Source organism: Streptococcus oralis (genome assembly GCF_026782285.1).
Lineage (GTDB): Bacteria > Bacillota > Bacilli > Lactobacillales > Streptococcaceae > Streptococcus > Streptococcus oralis_CG.
In genome coordinates, this window is record NZ_JAKUWG010000010.1 from 18,602 (window position 1) to 34,593 (window position 15,992).

17 protein-coding genes and 1 pseudogene are annotated in these 15,992 nt (G+C 43.9%); 5 read left to right on the plus strand and 13 right to left on the minus strand.

The window, feature by feature from the left end; genetic code table 11:
* Positions 1–46 precede the first annotated feature (46 nt).
* Positions 47–552, plus strand: a pseudogene (locus MK403_RS08565) (site-specific integrase); the annotation flags it as partial.
* An 88-nt stretch (positions 553–640) separates the two neighbouring features.
* Here MK403_RS08565 and rpsD read toward each other — a convergent pair.
* From rpsD to MK403_RS08610, 9 genes are all read right to left on the minus strand, one after another.
* Positions 641–1,252 carry a 30S ribosomal protein S4 gene (rpsD, locus tag MK403_RS08570; RefSeq protein WP_000092756.1) on the minus strand — a complete coding sequence of 204 codons (612 nt, stop codon included), beginning with the start codon at positions 1,250–1,252 and terminating at the stop codon, positions 641–643.
* A 202-nt stretch (positions 1,253–1,454) separates the two neighbouring features.
* The gene (locus tag MK403_RS08575) at positions 1,455–2,489 is read right to left on the minus strand and encodes a sensor histidine kinase (RefSeq protein WP_042768210.1); all 1,035 of its coding nucleotides are present in this window, start codon (positions 2,487–2,489) and stop codon (positions 1,455–1,457) included.
* Positions 2,486–3,184, minus strand: a complete 699-nt coding sequence (locus MK403_RS08580) for a response regulator transcription factor (RefSeq protein ID WP_000751225.1) — start codon at positions 3,182–3,184, stop codon at positions 2,486–2,488. Before MK403_RS08580 ends, MK403_RS08575 begins: the two co-directional genes overlap by 4 nt.
* Before the next feature lie 80 nt (positions 3,185–3,264).
* Positions 3,265–4,905, minus strand: coding sequence for an SSURE domain-containing protein (locus MK403_RS08585; RefSeq protein ID WP_213952354.1), 1,641 nt, complete (start codon positions 4,903–4,905; stop codon positions 3,265–3,267).
* A 155-nt stretch (positions 4,906–5,060) separates the two neighbouring features.
* The gene (locus MK403_RS08590; protein WP_038806509.1) at positions 5,061–5,726 is read right to left on the minus strand and encodes a potassium channel family protein; all 666 of its coding nucleotides are present in this window, start codon (positions 5,724–5,726) and stop codon (positions 5,061–5,063) included.
* A 13-nt stretch (positions 5,727–5,739) separates the two neighbouring features.
* Positions 5,740–7,119, minus strand: a complete 1,380-nt coding sequence (locus MK403_RS08595) for a TrkH family potassium uptake protein (protein WP_268709603.1) — start codon at positions 7,117–7,119, stop codon at positions 5,740–5,742.
* 33 nt (positions 7,120–7,152) lie between these two features.
* Positions 7,153–7,917, minus strand: a complete 765-nt coding sequence (locus MK403_RS08600; RefSeq protein ID WP_268709604.1) for a nucleoside phosphorylase — start codon at positions 7,915–7,917, stop codon at positions 7,153–7,155.
* Between the two features lie 127 nt (positions 7,918–8,044).
* A complete protein-coding gene (locus MK403_RS08605) occupies positions 8,045–9,289 on the minus strand; it encodes a carbohydrate-binding domain-containing protein (protein ID WP_268709605.1) in 1,245 nt (414 codons plus the stop codon).
* Between the two features lie 292 nt (positions 9,290–9,581).
* Positions 9,582–10,139, minus strand: coding sequence for a sugar O-acetyltransferase (locus MK403_RS08610; protein ID WP_268709606.1), 558 nt, complete (start codon positions 10,137–10,139; stop codon positions 9,582–9,584).
* Between the two features lie 176 nt (positions 10,140–10,315).
* Between MK403_RS08610 and MK403_RS08615 the strand changes: the two genes are divergently transcribed.
* Genes MK403_RS08615 through MK403_RS08625 form a run of 3 tightly spaced genes read left to right on the plus strand, consistent with a single transcriptional unit; the run spans position 10,316 to position 12,586 of the window.
* Positions 10,316–10,624 carry a rhodanese-like domain-containing protein gene (locus MK403_RS08615; RefSeq protein ID WP_268709607.1) on the plus strand — a complete coding sequence of 103 codons (309 nt, stop codon included), beginning with the start codon at positions 10,316–10,318 and terminating at the stop codon, positions 10,622–10,624.
* A gap of 20 nt (positions 10,625–10,644) precedes the next feature.
* Positions 10,645–12,300 (plus strand): FAD-dependent oxidoreductase, encoded by a 1,656-nt coding sequence (locus MK403_RS08620; protein ID WP_268709608.1) that lies wholly within the window; start codon positions 10,645–10,647, stop codon positions 12,298–12,300.
* The gene (locus MK403_RS08625) at positions 12,290–12,586 is read left to right on the plus strand and encodes a rhodanese-like domain-containing protein (protein WP_084947468.1); all 297 of its coding nucleotides are present in this window, start codon (positions 12,290–12,292) and stop codon (positions 12,584–12,586) included. Before MK403_RS08620 ends, MK403_RS08625 begins: the two co-directional genes overlap by 11 nt.
* A 43-nt stretch (positions 12,587–12,629) precedes the next feature.
* On the opposite strand, the gene MK403_RS08630 is transcribed toward MK403_RS08625, so the two are convergent.
* The 4 genes from MK403_RS08630 to MK403_RS08645 form a co-directional block, all read right to left on the minus strand.
* Positions 12,630–13,118, minus strand: coding sequence for a prolyl-tRNA synthetase associated domain-containing protein (locus tag MK403_RS08630; RefSeq protein ID WP_268709609.1), 489 nt, complete (start codon positions 13,116–13,118; stop codon positions 12,630–12,632).
* A 141-nt stretch (positions 13,119–13,259) separates the two neighbouring features.
* Entirely contained in the window at positions 13,260–13,529 is a 270-nt protein-coding gene (locus tag MK403_RS08635; RefSeq protein WP_000144781.1) for a hypothetical protein, read from the minus strand.
* A gap of 31 nt (positions 13,530–13,560) precedes the next feature.
* A complete protein-coding gene (locus MK403_RS08640) occupies positions 13,561–14,874 on the minus strand; it encodes a DUF6630 family protein (RefSeq protein ID WP_000159361.1) in 1,314 nt (437 codons plus the stop codon).
* 52 nt (positions 14,875–14,926) lie between these two features.
* Positions 14,927–15,184, minus strand: a complete 258-nt coding sequence (locus tag MK403_RS08645; protein ID WP_000185156.1) for a metal-sensitive transcriptional regulator — start codon at positions 15,182–15,184, stop codon at positions 14,927–14,929.
* Positions 15,185–15,366: 182 nt separating this feature from the next.
* Between MK403_RS08645 and MK403_RS08650 the strand changes: the two genes are divergently transcribed.
* Positions 15,367–15,987, plus strand: a complete 621-nt coding sequence (locus tag MK403_RS08650; RefSeq protein ID WP_412080616.1) for a GTP pyrophosphokinase — start codon at positions 15,367–15,369, stop codon at positions 15,985–15,987.
* Positions 15,988–15,992: the final 5 nt, after the last annotated feature.

Below are 15,992 nucleotides of genomic sequence, written 5' to 3' on the forward strand. Positions count from 1 at the left end.
GACTTGATAGTTACTCGATAGGTATTTTTGGTATATAGAAGTCGATTATCGTATCAATGAAGCTTTAGCCCTATCCTGGTCTGATATAAACTTAGATAATGCAGTTATCCACGTCACAAAGACTCTAAACTATAAGCAAGAAACCAATAGCCCAAAATCAAAGTCTAGTTATCGAGATATAGATATAGATCAAGCAACTGTTAGCATGCTGAAACAGTACAAACGTAGACAAGTAAAAGAGGCTTGGCAACTTGGACGTACTGAAACGGTGGTCTTTTCTGACTTCATACATGAGTACCCTAATAATCGAACCTTACAAACCAGGTTAAGAACCCACTTCAAACGTGCTAGCGTTCCTAACATTGGCTTTCACGGTTTCCGTCATACCCACGCTAGTTTACTGCTTAACTCTGGCATACCTCTTACAAGGAGCTTCAGCACCGCCTAGGTCACTCGCAAATCAGCATGACCATGGATATATATAGCCACCTCTCAAAAGAGAATGCAAAAAAAGCCGTCTCATTCTTTGAAGCAGCAATGAAATCAATCTAGCAAATATCTAAGCAAACCCAGAAATCAACGTTTTAAGACAAAGCAAAAAGCCCACTGTTGTAGGCTTTCTGTAAGATATTTCTTAAAATTAAAGCATTTTGTTGTAGAATTCAACGACAAGTGCTTCGTTGATTTCTGGGTTGATTTCGTCACGTTCTGGCAAGCGAGTCAATGAACCTTCCAATTTCTCAGCATCGAATGATACGAATGCTGGACGTCCAAGAGTAGCTTCTACTGCTTCAAGGATTGCTGGAACTTTCAATGATTTTTCACGAACTGAGATCACTTGACCTGGAGTTACACGGTATGATGGGATATCAACGCGTTTTCCGTCCACAAGGATGTGACCGTGGTTTACGAATTGACGAGCTTGACGACGAGTAGTCGCAAGGCCAAGACGGTAAACAACGTTATCCAAACGACGTTCCAAAAGAAGCATGAAGTTGAAACCTAGGATTCCGCCTTTGATCTTAGTAGCTTGTACGAACAAGTTACGGAATTGTTTTTCACCTACACCGTAAGTGAAACGAAGTTTTTGTTTTTCAGCCAATTGCAAACCGTATTCTGACAATTTAGAACGGTTGTTTGGTCCGTGTTGTCCTGGTACGTAGTTACGACGTGCCAATTCTTTACCTGTACCTGTAAGTGAAAGGCCAAGGCGACGAGCTTGTTTCCAAGATGGTCCTGTATAACGTGACATATGTATGTCCTCCTGATATAAATAATATTTGGCGGAAATAGTCACTTAGAAAGCCCTGATTCGTGCAGATGCCCTTCGCCTAAACAGCCAAAGGTTACTTGTCATAAGACACCTGTTGACGAGCTTCATGCTTTCCTGCTGCTATTTCACACAAAGGCTATTGTACCATGAAAAGCTAGATTTGTAAAGGGATTTTACGGCTTTATTTCAAATTGAGGCTGAATGTAAACTTGCTTCCTAAGCCATATTGACTTTCTGCTGTGATTTCGCCACCAAGCTGATGGGCTAGTTCGCGTGCAATCGCAAGTCCTAATCCATGTCCACCCGTCTTCATATTTCGCGAAGTTTCTACACGATAAAGTCGTTTAAAAATCTTTTCCAAATCTTCAGGAAGGATCCCCTGTCCCTCGTCTTTCACACTGATTGTCAGTTCTTGTTCTGTTAATTGGGCAAGAACCTCGATTCTGGTTCCTGGTTCTGAATATTTAAAGGCATTGTTTAACAAATTGACCAGAATACGAGAAAGTTTGTCAGAATGGCTCTTGATTTTCGCCGACTCAGGTGATACCTGAATGTAAACATCCCGCTCCTCTTGTTCAATCTGGAGTTGAAATTCACTCATTGACTCAATCAACAGCTGATCTAAAAAGACCTCTTCGACTTCTTCATCGGCAGTATCTTGAGGTTGGGTGTTAAGAGTCAGAACATCCAATTCCTCCACTAGCTTGTTTAGACGCTCGGTTTGCCGACCAATCGTGGTTAAGTAGTGGAGCCGTTCCTCTTCCTTAATCACTCCATCTAGAATTCCCTCCACAGTAACCTGAATGGAGGTAATGGGAGTTTTAATATCGTGAGAGAGCTGCGCAATCATCATTCTCTTTTCTTGCTCGCTCTCATCAAGTGATTGAAAGGTAGCTTGCAAATTGTGAGACATGTCATTAAAAGCCTGGCCCAGCTCTTGAAATTCTAATGGGCCTTTGGTTTCAATTTCTGTGCTGAAATCCTTGCTTGCTATATCCTGAGCTTGTTTTTTCAAATGTTTCAGAGAAGAGAACACTGGCGACAAAAGAAAGATGCTCACTGCAGCGCCAATGAAACTAGCAATCAAGGTCATTCCAACTAGAAAGTAAACTTCACTTTTCTCAATCAACATTCGTTGGACTGCCCAGAAAACGACCAAAATCGTTAGTAGAGTCGACACTAGATACCCCACTAAAATATAGTTTTTTAATTTCATTTTCTACCTCTTGGTCTTTCCATCTTATAGCCCAAACCCCAGACAGTTTTGATAGCAGGAGCATTGGAATTCGTATACTTGGTCAACTCTTGCCTCAAAGCATGGATATGAACATTGAGTGTATTGGTATCATCCACATAGTCCTCTTGCCATACCTTCTCATAAAGTTCCGTCTTTGAAAAGACTCTCTCAGGATTGCTGGCTAATACCCATAGAAGTTCAAAGGATTTTACTGTCAATTCCAATGGTTGCTCCCCAATGCGAACCTCATGAGTCACATGGTTGATTACCAAGTCACCAAACTCGATCTGTTCTGTCTCTCCTCCACGGCTAAGGCGACGCAAGATATTATTCACTCTTAAAACCAATTCGCGTGGGCTAAAGGGTTTGACTATAAAATCATCTGCCCCCAAACTTAATCCATAAATCTTATCCTGTTCGCTTGTCTTAGCAGTTGTAAAGAGGAAGGGTTGATCCGGAGCGATATACTGAACTTCGCTGATAAAATCATAACCGTCCATATTGGGCATCATGATATCTGTGATAATGAGGTCGATAGATTTTTTTCTGAAAAGTTCTAATCCCTCCTTACCATCATGGGCGACCAAAACATCGTAACCGGCCTGTATAAGATAGCGGTTTTGAATATCTAGAATATCTATCTCATCATCAACCAGCAAAATTGTCTTTTTCATCTGACACTCCTTCGATAAAAACAGTGTTATACTTGCTTTAGTATAACACTATTTTCCCTAATGTTTAAGTGATTTGAATCTTAATCTTCTCGTTTGGTTGTCAAACCCAAAAGTCCAACAAGACCTGCCAAGGCTAGACCAAAGATACCAAGGCCAGCTGTAGCTGTTTGAGCTTCCCCAGTATTTGGTAGCATCGCTTTATCATCTTTTTTCATCATATTAGCCATTGGGCTAGAAGCTGGTTGATCTACTTTCATATCTGACATATGGTGATTTGTACCCATCATACCCTCAGTCGTACCTGTAGAGCCTGTTTCAGAAGGCTTCGTATTCATCTGACCTTGTTGAGATGGTATTGTCGCCATTTCTTTTCCACGAAGTCGAATCGTTACTTGTCGAGTAGCAATCAGATTGGTCAAATCAGGTTTGCCATCTTTAGATCCATAGACTTTAACAGTAGCTAGGTATGTATGGGTTCCGTTAGCTCGAAGTTGATCCAGCAAGGCCTGACCATCTTTGCCAACCGTATTGCCATTCAAATCCACTTCGTAGAAATATTGACCTTTAGCCAAGCCTTCAAGTGGCAATAGAGCAGGATTTTTAGCTGTTCCGTTGTCGGACCATGGAGCCTTATCGGATGCTTTCAAGATCAGGCGAGTCAACATGCCATCACCAGCAAAGAATTCGTATGGAATGACTTGGTTGACACCAGCTGTAAATGGACCTGGGAAATTGGCTCTATCCAAGTAAGAAGCTGGGACATCTACTGTGTCTTTGGTGTTGTCAGCCACACCCTTTTGCACTTCAGCTGGGGTGGTCAAGCCATTCAAGTTAACATCCAAATCTTTAGTCGCTACCAGATTAGTTAAGTCAGGCTTGCCGTCTTTTGCACCGTACACCTTGATAGTAGCTTTATAGCTTTGTGTACCATTTTGTTTCAAAAGGTCAAGAAGCTCTTTATCAGATTTTCCTTGGGTGCCGGCCAAGTCCACTTCGTAAAAGTAAAGGCCTTTGCCCAATTTCTCTACTGGTGGGAGAGCGGGATTTTTAGCTGTTCCGTTGTCGGACCATGGAGCCTTATCGGATGCTTTCAAGATCAGGCGAGTCAACATGCCATCACCAGCAAAGAATTCGTATGGAATGACTTGGTTGACACCAGCTGTAAATGGACCTGGGAAATTGGCTCTATCCAAGTAAGAAGCTGGGACATCTACTGTATCTTTGGTGTTGTCAGCCACACCTTTTTGCACTTCAGCTGGGGTGGTCGCTGGTTGCGCTTCACTAGCTTCACGGTCTTGTCCAGAAACTGTAGACGCAGGACTTTCCACAGGTTTAACTGCATCTTCTGTTTGTTTCTTAGAGTCAGGTTGTGCTTGTACTTCTTCTTTTGGCGCTACTGCAGGTTCTTTAGCAGTTGCGTCCGCTTTTTCTGAAGAGCTTGTGGTATCCAAGCTTGCTTTAGGTGCTGAGTCTGCTTGTTCTGAAGGAAGAGCTACATCGACTGCGTTTTTGAGAACCTCTGCTGGTAAGTCGTTCTTTTCACTCACCGAAGCAGCGTCTGGCACGACTTGGGCAGGAGTCGGATTGACGACATCAGCACGTGCAGAACTTGGTTGACCGACTAGGACAAAGAAGCCACTAGCCACAACAACTGAAGCAACACCGACACTGAGACGGCGAATAGACCAACGAGTATATCTCTGATTTGGATTGAATTTCATAGGATTCTCCTTAGAGTTTTCTTTTTTTTATGACTCTAGTATAATCTCCTAAAATTAAAAAGGATTAAGAAAAAGTTAAAATTTTTCTTAAATCCCTCTTATAAAATACTTATATTGACTCGTTAATTATTTGGAAAGAGAGTACCCTTCCTCTCCTACTCACTCAGTTCAGCTAGGGTGTCCAAATGTTGGTTATTAATGACGGCCATGATGTAGGCATCTGCCTGCAAGAGGTCATTAGGTCCGAATTGGACATCCAGAGGAGCATTTTCGTAGGCACGAAAACCTAGTACGTTGAGGTTGTATCGCCCACGCAAATCTAACTGACTGAGGCTTTTACCTACCCATGATTGGGGGATTTTCATCTCGACAATCGATACATTCTTGTCTAGCTGAAAGACGTCTACGCTGTTATGAAAGAGGATGGTCTGTGCCAATGAGCGTCCCATTTCAAACTCTGGTGAAATAACTGCGTCTGCACCAATTTTTTCCAACACCTTTTTAGCTGTATGGCTTTTGACCTTGGCAATGACGGTCGGCACTCCTAGACTCTTGCAGTGCATAACCGCGAGAACACTGGACTCCAGATTTTCCCCCGTTGCGACAACTACGGTATCACAGGTGTCAATCCCCGCTGATAGAAGGAGTTCTTCATCCGTGATATCTCCAACTACTCCACGCGCCAACACTGGTTCAAATTGATTAATGCGTTCCTCGTGGTCATCAATAGCAATGATATTCATGTCATGCTTGGCTAGGGCAGCCAAAACACTGCTCCCAAAAATTCCCAAGCCTAAAATTCCAATTGTCCGATCTGACATCGTTTTTCCTTTCTTATCCGATAGTGATATCTGCTTTCATATAGTGAATCGTATCTTTCTTGTCTGGCTGGTATTCCGCTACACTGACCAGTAGTGTCAAGGGACCAATACGACCGATAAACATCAACAACATAACGATGCTGAGGGCTAACTTACCTAACTCCGGAGTTAAATTTGCCGTCACTCCAACTGTCGCAAGGGCTGAAATGGTCTCAAACATGAGGTAGATAAAGCGCGGATTTCCCTCTGCTGTTATTCCTAGCAGGATCAAGCCCAGCAAGAAGGTCAGCAAGAAGATAATAAAGACACTGAAAGATTTTTGCACGGTTCGGGGTTCAATGGTCCTCCGAGCCACATTGGCATGAGGCAAGCCCAATAGTTCGCTACGAGCGAAGACCAACAAGACAAAGAAGGTCGTAATCTTGAGCCCCCCTGCTGTCCCCCCAGGTGCCCCTCCCAGAAACATCTGCAGGATATAGATGAACAAGGTCACCGGTCGAGCCTGGGTGTAGTCAATGGAAGCAAAACCTGCCGTTCTCATGCTGACGGTCTGGAAGAAACTAACCAGCAATTTCTCTGGAGCGCTAAGATTTCCAATCGTTCCAGGATTGTTCCACTCAATTAAGAGAGTCGATACGGTTCCAAAGAGTAAAATTCCCGCCGTTAAAAAGAGAACCAACTTGGTATGGAAACGCAGGCGGCGTTTTTTCTTTTTCCCAAACTGGGTCGCTAGGTCAAACCAGACCATAAATCCTAGACCACCCGTGATAATCAAACCCGCAATCACTAGATTGATCAAGGGGTCCGTTTGAAAAGCTATCAAACTCGTACTTCCAAAATTATCAAATCCAGCATTACAGAAGGCTGAAACAGCCAAAAAGATAGAAGTTAACACCCCTCGGCCCCAGCCAAATTCGGGAATAAAGCGAAAACTCAAGAGAAAGGCACCAATCCCTTCCACCAAAAAAGTCGTCAGAAAGATCGAGCGGATGAAATCCTTTAAGGACTGGGTTTCTCCATAACTGAAACTTTCTTGAATGGTCTCCCGGCCACGAAGACTGAGCTTTTGCTTGCCTTGGATATAAAAGATTCCGATAAAGGTCATGAGCCCCAAACCACCAATCTGGATCAACAGCATACAGATTAGCTGTCCCCAGATATTATAAGTAGAGGCCACTGGCAGGGTGAAGAGCCCTGTCACACAGACCATAGATACCGTTGTAAAGAGATGATCAAAGTAGGTCGCTTGTGACGTTGCTGCTTGCACAAAGGGAAGGCTTAAAAGGAGCGAGCCCAAGAAGATAACTAAGGCAAAACTTAAAAAGATACGACGGGCTGGCGATAACCGAGACAACGTCGTCTTTATTTTTTCAAAAAATGATTTGAATACCATAGCTACATTGTACCATAAAAATAGTAAGAGCACTCACATGTGGTGCATAATAGCAAGACAGAGTTCGAGGGCCTTATCAAAAGCTTCTACGCCCCAGTCACGACTGTCGTAGTTATCTAGATCCGCCAGGGAATCTGCGGTAAAGAGCAGTTCTCCCCAGACAACCCTACGTAGTTGAGCTACTGCCGCAAGAGCAGAGCACTCCATCTCCACAACAGCACAGCCTTCTTCCTTACGATAGGCAACCTTTTCAGCTGTCTCTCGGTAAAAACCATCTGTCGTCCAAGTCATAACCTCCTCGTAAGGAATGCCTCTTTGTTCCAAGACTTGCTCAATGGCAGAGATAGCCCCAATCTGCATCTCCATATAACGAGAAGGTGCTACATAGTGGTAGCTGGTCCCCTCATCTCGCAGAGCGCGAATAGGGATGAGAAAGGCATTTTCCTCTATATCGGCTAGGACGCCACAGGTTCCAGTGGATATGATTTGCTCCACACCATAGCCAATCAACCAATCCATAAACTGGGCCGCTGGGGCAGACCCCACGGGCGCCTGGGCCAGACAAATCTTCTCACCCTTGTAGTTGATGACGTACACTGGATAAGTTTTAGTGGCAGAAACGAACTCACCAACACAGTCCGCTCCTGCTTCCTGAGCGTAGCGGTCAATCTCTTCCTCCAAAAATGCATAGATGCATTTCTTTGGCAACTTTAAGTCTAAACCCTCGTGATTGGAGATAAGGACCGCTTGGGGATTGTCGTCAAACTCTAAAATGGGAATCGCATGCTTCTGAATCATCGCCCACCTCCTCTAATTTTGTACTATTGTATCAAAAGCTGACGGAGTGTCAAGGAGTTGTCTTTACATTTCTTCTAGTAACAACACAAAAACTCTCCCTTCTCTTTCGAGAAAGGAGAGTTTTATTTTATGGGTGTCCACCAGGTGCACCACCACCGGGACCACCATTTCCTTGAGGTCCCTCACCAGGTCCACCGCCTCCAGGCATAGAGTTGACAATTTCCGTTTGTTTTTCACCGTTGAGATAGATATCTCCACCTGTGTAGGTCGCTGTTCCATCAAAGTCAAAACCTGTTTGGCCAGTCATTTTAATGGTTCCACCTGTGACTGTGATATTGCCGTTTGAGTCGATTGGGTCTGTGTCTCCTTGACCGACTTCTACTGTCAGGTTCCCGCCGTTCATGGTGAAGAAGATTTCACTCTGTTGGGCGCTTTTATTAGCTGCATTGACTCCATCATCTGTTGAGTAGATAGTAATGTCCCCACCGTTGATAGTGATTGACTTACCTTCAAGTCCTTCTGTCGAATTCTTGACGGTATAGGTACCGCTATCAATCACTAGGTTACCAGAAGCGTGAATTCCATCATCTCCTGCTGTAACGGTAATGTTGTTGTTGGATAGGTACATGGTTCCGACTGAAGTGTCCTCATCATTGTCCACCTTGACGCCATCTTCTTTGGCATCGATGGTCATGGTCGTACCAGTGATATTGAGTTCATCATTGACATTAAAGGCATCGCCAACCGCTGTGATGTTATAAGTTCCACCCGTGATGTGGAGGTTGTCGTTGGCCTTGATACCGTTGTTCTTCTTGCCATCTACATTGAGAGTTCCTTTCCCGTTGATGGTCAAATCCACCTTAGAAAAGAGAGCTGCGTCAGCTTTTTCGTCGCTGTTAGAGCTTGAGTCAGAGAGACTATTGGTGGTTCCCTCTGCTAGAGTCAAGTAGACATGGCCAGCTGATGTCGCAGATATCGCTGCATTGGTATTGGTCATGGTCGCACCTTTTAGGACTAGGTGAACATCTGCAGACTTATCTGCCTCAATCTTGATCTGCACTCCGTCAGACTGACCTGAAATCACATAGGTTCCAGATTTTGTGATGGTCACTGTTGATTCAGAGACTGTCACCCCATCTCCAGAGACGTTTGCAGATGAGCCAGATAACTCAATCTTAGAAGCTGTGCTTTCATCATAAGAAGTATCATTGTCCTTCTCTGTAAAATAGGATGATTGGTTTGTCTTTGTTGCAGTTGTTGCACTATTTGTCGTTGCATTGGTATTGGATGTAGTTGTTGACTGGGCACATGCTGCCAGCAGCACCATTGCCGTTAAACTCGTTGCGAGCAGGGTCCATTTTTTTGATTTCATACCTTTTTCCTCTCCTTCGTATGATATAGCTAGACAGTCTACAGAAGATTCCTGAAACAAAACTAAAACTTTTCTGAAAGTTCCCTTAAATTCAGTTTCAATTACGTTTCGCCTAGTAATTTTTTAGAAAGGACTGCTAAAAACAATTTTTGAACGCTAGACTACCTTTAATAGGTTTTTTAAACCAAGATTCCCCAGTGCGATGTCTCCTTGACCAAGAAAGCCAAAAAGAAGAAAAATTTATAAGACTAAAACTCATAAAAAGAACAGCCCTAGCTGTTCCTTTTCACTTCTATTTCACAGGGATTTCCTTGATAACTCGCGCAGGATTACCGCCTAGAAGGACATTGTCTCCAAAGGACTTGGTAATCACGGCCCCTGCTCCAGCGACGACATTATTACCCAGTGTCACCCCAGGAAGGACAATGACACCACCTCCAGCCCAGAAATTATCTCCGATGGTGATGGGCTTGCCGTATTCGACCCCTGAATTGCGTTCATGCGGATCCAGTGGGTGGAGTGGGGTTAAAAATTGACAGTTGGGGCCAAGCATGGCGTTGTTCCCGATGCGAATCGGACAAACATCCAGCATGGTCAAGTTCCAATTAGAATAAAAATTTTCCCCTAGATGGATGTTGACCCCATAATCAACCACCAAGCGTGGATTGACATAGAGATTTTGCCCAGTTGAACCAAACCAAGTCTTGATAATCTCCGCACCTTTTAAGGGATCTAGCTCCTGATTGAAATCAGCCTGCTTCTGACGTGCTGTCTGAGCCAAGGCCCGTAATTCTGGATCCGACGGACGGTAAGGCTCCCCTGCTATCATTTTCTGGTATTCGCTAGCCATCTTATCACCTCACACTTACTTTGGACCCATCATATCAAAAAGCCTTTGAAAGGTCAAGAATAGCCTGCTTTCTATACTCTCAAAACCAAGCCCTCTCCCAAGTCAAAACAACTTGCTTGACAAAAGCTTGACTTCATGATTTAATATACCCCATAAGGGTATATTTGGAGGTGCCTATGTTTCACTTATTATTTACAAAAATTGACAGTATTTCTACCAGCGAGTTAGAAGCTAAACTCAAGGAACCGATTCAGCTACTGGATGTTCGGACGCCTATGGAATTCCGTAGAGGTCATATCAAAAATGCCAAAAATGTTCCTTTAACGGAAATCGGTTCTTACACACCAGCGACAACAGAAACACTCTATGTCATTTGTCATTCTGGTGTACGAAGCAAACTAGCTGCGAAAAAGCTTAAGAAAAAAGGCTACGATGTCATCAATGTCCGAGGCGGTATGAGTGCTTGGACAGGTAAGGTCATCTAGAAGCATAAAGGAGAAAGTCAATGAAAATTATCATTGTCGGGGGAGTTGCAGGCGGTATGTCAGCAGCAACCCGTCTCAGACGCCTCATGGAAGACGCTGAGATCATTATTTTTGAGAAAGGGTCCTTTGTTTCCTTTGCAAACTGCGGACTTCCTTACTATGTTTCAGGAGAAATTGCAAACCGTGATAGTTTATTGGTTCAAACTCCTGAAAGTCTCAAGGCACGCTTTAATCTCGATGTGCGACCATTTCACGAGGTCATCCAGATTTCGCCAGAAGAACACACTGTGACGGTCCGATACGATGGACAGGAATTCACAGAAAGCTATGACAAGCTGATCCTCTCTCCAGGAGCTAAACCATTTGTTCCTACCATTGAAGGCTTGGCAGAAGCTAAGAATGCCTACACGCTTCGCAATGTTCCTGACCTCGATGAAATTATGGCAGCCTTGGACAATCATCCAAAAGAAGCTGTCGTTATCGGTGCAGGCTTTATCGGGCTTGAAATGGCTGAAAACCTGGCGAAACGGGGATTGCAAGTCACCATCGTGGAGAAAGCCCCCCATGTCTTGCCACCATTAGATCAGGAAATGGCGGCCTTTGTCCAAGCAGAATTACTGGCAAACGGCGTCCGTGTTATCACTTCTCAGTCTGCGACTCGATTTGAAGACCAAGGAAAAATCATCGTTCTCGAAAATGGTCAAAAGATTGCTTCTGACCTCACCATCCTTTCTGTCGGTGTTGAACCTGAAAATGAACTGGCTCAGGCATCGGGGATTGAACTGGGACTACGTGGTGGTATCCTAGTCGACGAACACTACGAAACCAGTCAAAAAGATATTTTTGCGGTTGGGGATGCCATCGTCGTCAAGCAAGAGATTACAGGCCAAGATGCCCTCATCTCTCTAGCCTCTCCTGCCAATCGCCAAGGACGCCAAGTGGCGGACGTCATCGCAGGACTCGGCCGTACTAACAAAGGCAGTATCGGTACTGCTATCGTTCGTGCCTTTGATATGACAGCTGCTTCGACTGGTCTCAGCGAACGTAGTCTTGGCATGAATCAACTTCCTTACAAAGCCCTTCATGTCAGTGGAAAAGACCACGCTGGTTATTATCCAGGCGCTACTGATATGACCTTGAAACTCCTCTTTGACCCAACCACTGGAAAAATCTACGGTGCCCAAGGAGTTGGGAAGAAAGGCGTTGACAAGCGAATCGATATCCTGGCAACTGCTATCAAGGGAAATCTCACCGTCTTTGACTTACCAGAATTGGAGTTCACCTATGCGCCACCATTTGGCTCTGCCAAGGATCCCGTCAATATGCTGGGTTACGCAGCCTTGAACCTTATCGAAGGTCTCAGCGACAACGTTCAATGGTACCAGCTCGAAGACGAACTAGCTAAAGGAAAGAAATTCCTAGACGTGCGGACCAGTGGCGAATTCCAAAGTGGTCGACTCAAAGTCGACACCATCCACATCCCCCTAAACGAACTACGGGAACGCTTGGACGAACTGGACAAGAACCAAGCCTACATCGTTAGCTGCCACAGTGGTTTGCGCAGCTATATCGCAGAGCGTATCCTCAAACAAGCAGGATTTACCGTCCAAAACCTTGACGGCGCTTATTCACTATACAAAATGGCTAACCCAGAAGGAGTAGAATATGGTAACTAGTATCAGCATGGCTGACTTTTATGAAAAATATCAAAATGAAAAACTAGATCTTATCGATGTACGTGAAGTACATGAATTCCAAGCAGGACATGCGCCAGGTGCAAAAAATCTGCCTTTAAGTACCTTGGAGCAAGGCTACAAAGAACTCAAACCTGACCATGAATACCATGTCATTTGTCAAGGTGGAGTGCGTTCTGCCTCTGCCTGTCAATTTCTCAGCGCCCAAGGCCTTACCGTTACCAATGTAGAAGGTGGTATGAACCACTGGCCAGGTGAGGTAGAATAATCAAAAAACCGATTAAGATGAACTTAGTCGGTTTCTTTAATCTTTATAACTCAATGATATGAGCCTCATAACCAATGGCTTCTAGGAATTTGAGTATATCTGTCGTATCCAAAAAGAGAGTTTTTTCATTGGTATTGGGGTGAAAACTCATCCGTTTTTCAGACATGATTTCTTTGTCAAAATAAACCTGAATGTCCTTATCAGTATTGTTCAGCAAGCCAAATGGAGAAACAACACCTGCTGGTAACATCATTTTTTCAAACAAGCTCTCAGAGGAAGCCATACGGATTCTATTGGCTCCTACCAAGTCTTTCAAGAGGTCCATATCCAAACGTTTCTTATCATCCATAATCACGAGATAATAGGCTGTTTTATTTTTGTTGGTGAGAAACATGGTTTTTGTACGGACACCTTCGATCCCTTCGATAAAGCTATCAGCTTGCTCTGTCGTCAAGGCTGGCTCGTGCTCCACGATTTCAAAAGGAATGTCTAGCCCATTTAGCATCTCTACTACTTTTTCGTATGCTTCCATTTGCTGGCCTCCTTTAACTTGTCTTGCCACCTTTAATTATACCATTGGAATGCATTTTCTTCCAATTTCCATCTAAGCCTCTCTAGGTTTCTTTAATTTTCATACAAGTTATCTTAGACAGAACTCCAACTGTTAGGAAGGTCATGATTTCCAGCCAGCAAGCCCATCTTTTCTTTCCACCGCGTAGCCACAAGGCATATCCGCGACTTGTCCGATAGATGCATCTAGTTTAAATGCTTCAGCTAGGGAAATGAGGCGTGCGTCCTCTCTACTGTGGTCTTCTGAACATAGAAATTGCCACATACCGTCTTCTTCATCGTGGGAGATAAAGGTAATCGGATTTTTCCCAGTCAAGACATGGTGACAAACGATACAGGCTGTGTTGGGTGCATCCTTAAACACAAAAGTCATCTTGAATTACCTCCTTAAAATACACTAGCAATTACATATTTTTTGCATGGCCGAAACGCTGATTGATTGTGTGACTCAAGGTGACTAATTTTTCCAGAATATCCCTCTTGCAGATAAATAGCACATAACTATCGCTATTAATATCCATACAAGCAAGACAGAAATCGTGTCCAACCCATCTTTCATCCAAAATCTTACACCAAGTAGGGATGTCATCATCCTCGTCGAACCAATTCTCCTCCAAATCAAGAGTTTGTTTAGCTGCCAGAGGCTCTAGTTGGTACAAGAATTCTTCCTTATCTGTCTTCCAGTCTAACTCAATGACTGCATCCACAGCGAGCAGTTCATCAGCAATAGCAAGCCATTTTATCGTAGCTTCATTGACTTCTTCGCCTATGCCCCGCTCGTCATATCTCTCTGCATACTGCTTGAAATAGGCTTTCGGTGATTCAAAACAGGAGGTCAAACGAGATCGTACCTCACTATCATCTGTTAGCAGTTGGGTTATTTCCTGATAGATTGCGATATTTTTCTGCTCATCTGTCCGCATATCTAGTACAATTTCCCAGTCTTCTAGCTCTGATGTGACTCTGTTCTCCAAATATGTCCGAAGCATGTCTTGAGTTTCTTTCTCGCTCAGACCATTTTTTTCGTAGATTACATTCTCGTCGATCCGTTCAGCATCGGCAACACTGATTTCAAAATGAAGACCGTCCGAATCTTCATCCTGACAAACCTGTACAAAATCCGATACAAGCTGACTCCCCTTTAGTTTAACTGGTTGCTGAGGTATTAAAGTGAGAAAATCCCTATCACCATCTTGGACAGCTGCCAGTTGCTGCCATACTTCCTCAAGTTCAAAGCCATTTTGTTCCTTCTCACCATCATCTAGCACCCAATCCGCAAAGATTCTTCCTGAAATGCTCGCAAAATCTGCTCCCTCATCTCCATCTAGATAAGGCTGATCACTTGTAACAGGGGGCATCACTTTGACTACCTTTTCAGCTTCTTTTTGAATCCAACCTTGTCTAAAGAAATGGGCAACAACACTAGGAAAGATCAAGACAGGCAGACAAATAAGAGTCCCTGCAAGTGCGAGACCCTTATATCGATTTTTTGTGGGGCTCCCTTCTGATAGCTGATTTAGAAAGTCCGCTACTTGATTGAACAGTTCGCCCCCAGTGAACCAGAATAGGAACAAACATTCCACACCAAGTAGGCCAAGCCAGATAAACGCCATTCGCTTCGCTGCCTGACTACAGATCTCCATTTTAGTTTGTATAGGAATAGCTTCTGCCTCAGGAACACTCTGAAACCATTTTTCTGCTCGTTCTTCTTTTGTCATCTTTCCCACCTGTGATTTACTTTCTTATCTTGTTCTATCACATAGAGAACTACTATTTTCGTTTGATTAGGTACTGAACAGCCTTTTCTAAGCGTTCTTTTTGAGCCTCAGGGTCGTCTAGGGGTTGGTTGATGCAGGCTGTGAGATTCTCGGTAATGATCATCTCAATCACGCGCTCCACACTCGAACGAACCGCTGTCAACTGGGTAATGATATCTGCACAATCACGATCTTCATCGATCATCTTTTGAATTCCACGCAACTGCCCCTCTGAACGTTTCAGGCGTGTAATATACTTTGAGTTTGTCATCTTCTTATCCTTGGTCGATTTTTCTTCATTATATCTCTAATGGACTCCTTTGTCAAAATTCTCGTTCCCTCTTTATCAATAGAATCTCACCCTGCTATCGCTTTCATGATATAATAGAATGACAAATACTATTAGAATCTATGCTCGTAGCAATACGAGTCATTCTTAGAATGGACCAGCCTATGAACTCTATCTATGGCCCTTGCGAAGTCTACTTACCCACTATCTTGCAGACCTTTATTCAAGATATGGAAGAAGCCGCAGCTAATTACAAAAAAGAAACCTCCCTCAAACTATATGAGCATTTGCATGCACGCATCAAAACAGAAAAAAGTATGCGTGAAAAATGCCAACGTAAAGGCCTTCCTCAGACGAGTCAATCCGCTCTCAAAGAAATCCGAGATGCTATCGGTGTTCGGATCATCACAGGCTTTACAGATGATATCTACCGCATCGTTGACTATATTCGCCAGATACCCACCATCCATATTTTTAAAGAGAAAGACTATATCCGTCAGGTCAAGCCCAATGGCTACCGTTCCTACCATCTGATCCTCGAAGTGACTACTCCCTACCCAGACTGTCTGGGAAATGACCAAGGAATCTACTTTATCGAAATCCAGCTACGCACGATTGCCATGGATTCCTGGGCCAGCCTTGAGCACCAGATGAAGTACAAGAAAAACATCCAAAATCCTGAACGAATCACGCGCGAGCTCAAACGTTGTGCCGATGAGCTTGCTTCATGCGACTTGACCATGCAAACCATCCGTGATTTGATTCAGCGATCTGACCAAGACTAAGGAGA